Source organism: Pseudomonas sp. NMI760_13, assembly GCF_021283245.1.
GTDB classification, from domain to species: Bacteria; Pseudomonadota; Gammaproteobacteria; order Pseudomonadales; family Pseudomonadaceae; genus Aquipseudomonas; species Aquipseudomonas peradeniyensis.
This window is the reverse complement of the sequence record NZ_JAJSRC010000110.1, coordinates 1-340: the sequence shown is the minus strand read 5'-3', so window position 1 is coordinate 340 and position 340 is coordinate 1. Positions and strand designations below refer to the sequence as shown.

General features: G+C 68.2%; 1 protein-coding gene. It reads right to left on the bottom strand.

The genetic code is table 11. The features are described from left to right. On the bottom strand, window positions 1-340 hold a 340-nt coding region (locus LU671_RS29400; protein ID WP_232857821.1), incomplete at both ends, for a hypothetical protein.

The window sequence follows — 340 nt, the reverse complement described above, 5'->3', positions numbered from 1 at the left end:
GTCAGCGTCAGGTCACCGCTGGCGATCAGGCGCTGGTTGCGGTTGTCCACGGCTCCGGCGTTGATCTTCAGGTCGGCGTCGGCCGCGCGGCTGCCATCGGCCTGGATGCCGGCCTGGATGCCCCCAAGGTTGCTCAGTTGACCTGCCGCGTCCAGTTGCACCGAACCTGCCGCGGTCAGCCCCTGACGGTTGACCAGGTCACCACGGCTTTCCACCTGCAGTTGCTTGCCGGCATGCACCGGCCCCTGGGTTTCGATACCGGCCGCCCGGATGCGCACATCGCCCCCGGCGCTGGCCTGGGCCATGCTCAGCTGGCCATTGGCATCGAGCTGGATATCGC